We start from the raw sequence: 5,824 nt of genomic DNA, 5'->3' as shown, positions 1-5,824 counted from the left end.
CCAGAACCAGCAAGAACAGCAGCAGCATGGCCCAGGCGCTCGGCAGCTGGAAGACCCTGCGCCACTGCGTCCGCAGGTTGCCCGACAGCAGGGTGGCCACAAGGCACAGCGCCGCGAGCGCGTTGCCCAGCGCCAGCGCGACCGGGAACGTCAAAAATGCGCCTACCAGCAGCCTTTGTGACCAACGATCAAATAGGCTGGGGAGTTTGGCGTGGGTCGGTGTCATGGATACGTGTGTGGCGTGCGCGGTGCATACGTGAAGAAGGACGGGTGCGGCGGCGTTGCCGTATGCTTTCAGGTCGTGCCGAAGCTTTCGAATTGCCGGATCCAGAGCGGAAAGTCGTGGGCTGCGAGTGTGGCGTCTGCGATGGGCGGCATGGGCGCCGCCAGAAAATCGGCGATCTGACCCAGGTCGTCGTGGCCCAGCACAAAAATCCGCGCCGGGTGGTAGAAGGGCTGCTGCTTCACCCTGGGGTTGTTGGTGATCAGCTTCTTGTCAAAAAACAGTGCCTCCAGGGTGCGGATGGTGAGTCCGGTCTGGTTGGCTTGGGTCCACTCCAGCAGGCAGCGCGCGCGGTTGATGCGTTCGATGTTCTCGCGGTAGCTCAGCTCTTGCCGGCAGAGGACGACCTCGGCCTGCACCGGGTATTCGCGCCCGCGTTCGGGCACCACGAGCAGGTCGGTGCGCAGTCCCAGCGCCTGCAATTGCATGCCCAGCCGGTGCAGCGCGTCAAAACGCCCCTTGTCCTTGCCCAGGAAGTACACATCGACGTCGGCGGCAGCGCACTGGCGGTAGGCGTCCACCCGACGGTACACCTGCGGGACCAGGTCCAGTCCGTACTGCGCGGCATCTGCCGGGTCGAAAGTGACCACCCGAAACCCCAGCCCCTTGAGCAGGCGGATGTGCAGGCGCCGCGCACGGTGGTTCTGGTTGTGGTCTATCACCGGGTTCCAGGTGAACACGGACACACGGCGCGTGCGCAGGTGCTTGCGGATAATCCTCAGGTCCTTGATGTTCTCGATGCCGAAGATCAGCACCGGCGCATGGGGCGCAATGTCCAGCAGCCCCTGCAGGTATTCACGGGAAAACGAGCGCAGACCCGCCAGCCGGAAGGGCAGCGCCGCATCGATGGCCTTGCGCACGGTGTAGACCACGCCCCTGCGGCGTGCGGGGTGCAGGTGAATGTGGCCCTGGCGCTCGCGCGGCAGGCGTTCGAGCAGGAACTGCGTGAGGGTGAACGGGTTGGCAATGATGTGCAGCATGGCGGCGGGAGGGGGGACAGGCATCGCTTGCGATGCGCCGCGGATTCTGCAGGCCATGGGAGGAGGGGCGTGCAACGACGCCGATTGTAGGTTCAGAGCTGGTGCGCGCTCCCTGCCGCGCCGCACAGCAAGGTAAGCGCTTGTGCTTCCATGCGGGCGATGAGTTCACCCGCCCCCGGCAGGTCGCGCACCAACCCCACGGCCTCGCCCACGGTGGCGTGCGCCGCTGTGAAGTCGCCCGCCTGCACGCCGGCGTCATAGGCCGCACGCGCCTCCTCGGGTGCGGCGCGCAGGGCGTCGATGCGGTCTTCCCAGTGCCGGTGCAACGGGTTGCGGAGGGCGCGGAAGTCGTAGGGCGCGGGCCAGTGCTTGCGCCGCAGGATGTCGAACACGGCGCTGCGCGCTGTGCCGTCGCCGTCGGTGGCCAGGGCCAGTTCCTTGGCGCCTTGGGGCGCCAGGCTTTCGGCCGTGGCCCACAGGCGCGAGCCGACCAGTGCGCCGTCGGCGCCCAGCACGCGGGCGGCCGCGAGCGTGCGGCCATCGGCAATGCCGCCCGCGGCCAGCAGCAGGGTTTGCGGTGCGTGGGCGGCCAGCCAGTCGGCCAGCTCGGGCACAAAGGTCAGCGTGGCGCGGCCGTTCAAAGCGTTCATGCCGTGGCCGCCGGCCTCGGCGCCCTGCGCCACGATGACCTGCGCACCGGCCTCGATCGCCTGGGGCACCTGGTCCATGCGCTGCACCTGGCAGATCAGCGCGGCGCCGCTGGCGGCAATGCGCGCCGCGTAGGGGCGCGGGTCGCCAAACGACAGCATGACGGCGCGCGGGCGTTCGGCATCCGCGTGGTCCAGCACCCAGTCGAGCGCCGAGGCGTCCTCGTCCATCTTCCAGGTGATGAAGCCGCAGCCGATGCGGCCGGTGCCTGCGGCCTGGAGGGCCAACGTGTATTCGCGCTGCGTCCACGTCAGGTCGCCATAGCCGCCGCCGACCAGGCCGAGCGCGCCGGCGCGCGCGCACGCGGCGGCCAGGGCGCCGCCCGCGGCCAGGGCCATGGGCGCGAGCGCGATGGGGGTGGAGAGGCCGAAACGGGCGCTGAAGCGCGAGGGTGTGAGAAGCGTCATGCGGACATTGTCCGGCGCGCGGGGCCTGCCGCGCAACGGGGCGGCGCTGCCGCGGCACCGTGGCCTGCACCTGTGCTATATAAAGAATAGCTGCTAGCGCTTGACTTGATTGGGTTTCAACGGATAAAGCGGCTGAATCTCAATGGATGCGTGCGCAAGCTGCTCACTTTATGAGAGTAATTCAGGCCTGCGCCGGGGCCTGCAGCGGCAGGCGCAGCACAAAGCAGGCGCCGCCGCCGGCGCGGTCTTCGCAGTGCACGCTGCCGTGGTGGCGCCCGGCGATCGAGCGCACCAGCGCCAGGCCCAGGCCCACGCCGCCGGCGCGCTCACTGGCGCCGGGCAGCCGGTAGAACGGCTCGAAGATGCGCTCGCGCAGCGCCTCGGGCACGCCGGGGCCATGGTCGCAGACGCGCACCTCGGCCATGCCGGCGCTGCGCCGCAGGCTCACGGTGATCTCGCCCTGGCTGTAGCGGCGCGCGTTCTCGAGCAGGTTGCGCACCGCGCGGCGCAGCAGCTTGGCGACGCCGGACACCTCGAGCGTCTCGGCGCTGGCGTCCAGGTCGGCGTCGACGCGTGCGCATTCCTCGGCGGCCAGGCCCACCAGGTCGACCAGCTCGACGGTGCCGACATCGGCCTCGCGCGCGTCCAGGCGGCTGGCCAGCAGGATTTCGTCGACCAGCTGGTCGAGCTCGGCGATGTTGCGCAGGATTTCGTCGCGGAACGCCGGCGAAGGCTGGCTGCCGCCCATCAGCTCGATGCCCATGCGGATGCGCGTGAGCGGCGAGCGCAGCTCGTGCGAGGCATTGGCCAGCAGCGACTTGTGCGACTGCACCAGGGTCTCGATGCGCGCGGCCGCGGCGTTGAACTGGCGCGAGAGGTCGGCCACCTCGTCGTGGCCGTGCACCGGCACGCGCGCCGACAGGTCGCCCTCGCCAAAGCGCTGCACGCCGTGCTGCAGCACATCGAGCCGCTTGAACAGCCGCCGGATGATCGGGAACACGCCCACGGCCACGGCCAGGCCCACCAGGCCCAGCATCCAGACAAAGCCAAACGGCGGCCGCGTCCAGAAGGCGGCGTCGGCACGCCCGCGCGAGCGCTCGCCGCGGTTGGCGCGCGGCGCCATCTGCAGGCTGTAGGCGCGGCCGTCTTCGCTCTCGATGCGCAGCTCCAGGCCCTCGCCGGGCGGCCCCGGCATGCGCGTGGCCAGGCCCGCCACCAGCGTCTGGCCCTCGCCGTCGCGCAGCACCAGCTCGCGCGCGGGGGGCGCTGCCTGCTGCTGCGCGTTCTGCTCGGCCGCCACGCGCCAGGCCCAGCCCACCAGCAGCGTGAGCACGGCCACGCCGCCGACCACGGCGAGCCAGATGCGCAGGTACAGCCGGCGCGAGAACAGGTGGATCAGCGGCATGGTGGCGCCCGTTCAGTCCTGCTGCTTGGCAAACACGTAGCCCACGCCGCGCACCGTGAGGATGCGGCGCGGGTTCTTGGCGTCCTGCTCGATCGCGGCGCGGATGCGGCCCATGTGCACGTCGATCGAGCGGTCGAAGGCTTCGAGCTCGCGCCCGCGCACGGCCTCCATGATCTGGTCGCGCGTGAGCACGCGGCCGGCGCGCTCGGCCAGCGCGACCAGCAGGTCGAACTGGTACGAGGTCAGGTCGCACGGCTGGCCCGCCACCGTGACGCTGCGCGCGTCGCGGTCGATCTCCAGCGTGCCAAAGCGCAGCACCTGCGTGGCGGGCGCGCTGGCATCGGTGCGCCGACGCAGGATGGCGCGGATGCGCGCCAGAAGCTCGCGCGGCTCGAAAGGCTTGGGCAGGTAGTCGTCGGCGCCGAGTTCGAGGCCGATGATGCGGTCCATCGGGTCGCCCTTGGCGGTGAGCATCAGCACCGGCACCTGCGCGGCCGGGCCGGGCAGGGCGCGGATGCGCCGGCACACGTCGAGGCCGTCCATGTCGGGCAGCATCAGGTCGAGGATCACCAGGTCGGGCAGCGGCTCGGCGCCCGGGCCCTGCAGCTGCGCGAGGCCGCTCGTGCCGTCGGCCTGGTGCGTGACCCGCATGCCCGACTGGCCCAGGTACTCGCCCACCATCTGCGCCAGGCGGGTGTCGTCTTCAATCATCAACAGGTGCGAGGTCATGGGCATGCTGCGGTAAGGGTGGAGGGGCCATGGTCGCCGCCGCGCATCTCGCGGCGTTGAAGCGGCCGTAAAGCTGGGGTAAACCGCCGCGGCGCGCGGCGCTGAGGTTGCTATTGAAAATATAGCTTACAGCGCTTGTCTGTCAAGCGCTGGAGCGCGTTTTCATGCGTGACACAAGCGCCACCAGGATCAGCACCGGCAGGCCCAGCAGCGCGGTGCCGGTGAAGAACTCGGTGTAGCCGTGCGCGTCGACGAAGCGGCCCGAGAAGCCGGCGATCCACTTCGGCGCCAGCAGCATCATCGAGCTGAACAGCGCGTACTGCGTGGCCGAATACTGCACGTTGGTCAGGCTCGAGAGGTAGGCGATGAACGCCGCCGACGCGATGCCGCCGGCCAGGTTGTCGGCCGAGACCACGAAGACCAGGCCGCCGAGGTCGTGCCCGCGCGTGCCCAGCCACGCAAACAGCAGGTTGCTGGCGGCGCTCAGCACCGCGCCCAGCATCAGCACGCGCAGCACCCCCAGGCGCATCGACAGCACGCCGCCGACAAACGCGCCCAGCAGCGTCATGACCACGCCGAACACCTTGGTCACGGCCGCCACCTCGTCCTTGGTGTAGCCCATGTCGACATAGAACGGGTTGGCCATGATGCCCATCACCACATCGCTGATGCGGTAGACCGCGATCAGCGCCAGGATCAGCACCGCCTGCCAGCGGTAGCGCGCGATGAAATCGGCAAACGGATCGACCAGCGCGCCGCGCAGCCACTCGGCCGCGTTCCTGGCCGGCGCCAGCGCGCGCGGCGCCGGCTCGCGCGAGAGCAGCACCGTCGCCACGCCGACCAGCATCGAGGCGGCCATCGCCAGGTAGGCCAGCTTCCAGGCGCCCGGCTGGTAGGGCGCGCCGCCGGCCAGCTCGGCGCGCGCCGCCACCCACAGCACGCCCGCGCCGGCCCAGATCATGGCCAGCCGGTAGCCGGTCTGGTAGGTCGCCGCGAGGGCGGCCTGGCGGTCGGCGTCGGCCGACTCGATGCGGAAGGCGTCGAGCGCGATGTCCTGCGTGGCCGAGCCGAACGCCACCGCCAGCGCGCACCACACCACGGGCGTGAGCGCCTGCTGCGGGTCGTTGAAGGCCATGCCGACCAGCCCGGCCATCACGGCGCCCTGCGCCAGCAGCAGCCAGCTGCGTCGCCGGCCCAGCCAGCGCGTGAGCAGCGGCAGCGGCATGCGGTCCACCAGCGGCGACCAGACCCACTTGAACGCATAGGCCAGCCCGACCCAGCTGAGGTACCCGATGGTCGTGCGGTCGATGCC

At 70.4% G+C, this 5,824-nt stretch carries 6 protein-coding genes; all 6 read right to left on the bottom strand.

From position 1 onward, the window contains the following. A partial coding sequence (locus tag B2J89_RS19355; protein ID WP_169170531.1) for a hypothetical protein occupies positions 1-226 on the bottom strand: 226 nt, incomplete at its 3' end. A gap of 68 nt (positions 227-294) precedes the next feature. Then, a complete protein-coding gene (locus B2J89_RS19350) occupies positions 295-1,263 on the bottom strand; it encodes a hypothetical protein (protein WP_169170530.1) in 969 nt (322 codons plus the stop codon). Positions 1,264-1,355: 92 nt separating this feature from the next. Then, complete coding sequence (locus B2J89_RS19345; protein WP_169170529.1) at positions 1,356-2,378, bottom strand: nitronate monooxygenase family protein; 1,023 nt, start codon at positions 2,376-2,378, stop codon at positions 1,356-1,358. 181 nt (positions 2,379-2,559) lie between these two features. Continuing rightward, entirely contained in the window at positions 2,560-3,783 is a 1,224-nt protein-coding gene (locus tag B2J89_RS19340; RefSeq protein ID WP_169170528.1) for an ATP-binding protein, read from the bottom strand. A 12-nt stretch (positions 3,784-3,795) separates the two neighbouring features. Beyond that, the gene (locus B2J89_RS19335; protein ID WP_169170527.1) at positions 3,796-4,512 is read right to left on the bottom strand and encodes a response regulator transcription factor; all 717 of its coding nucleotides are present in this window, start codon (positions 4,510-4,512) and stop codon (positions 3,796-3,798) included. Positions 4,513-4,654: 142 nt separating this feature from the next. Beyond that, on the bottom strand, positions 4,655-5,824 hold a 1,170-nt coding region (locus B2J89_RS19330; protein WP_169170526.1), incomplete at its 5' end, for an MFS transporter.

This window comes from Acidovorax sp. SRB_24 (assembly GCF_012931925.1).
The sequence above is the reverse complement of the archived record's forward strand: the minus strand, read 5'-3'. Positions and strand labels throughout refer to the sequence as shown.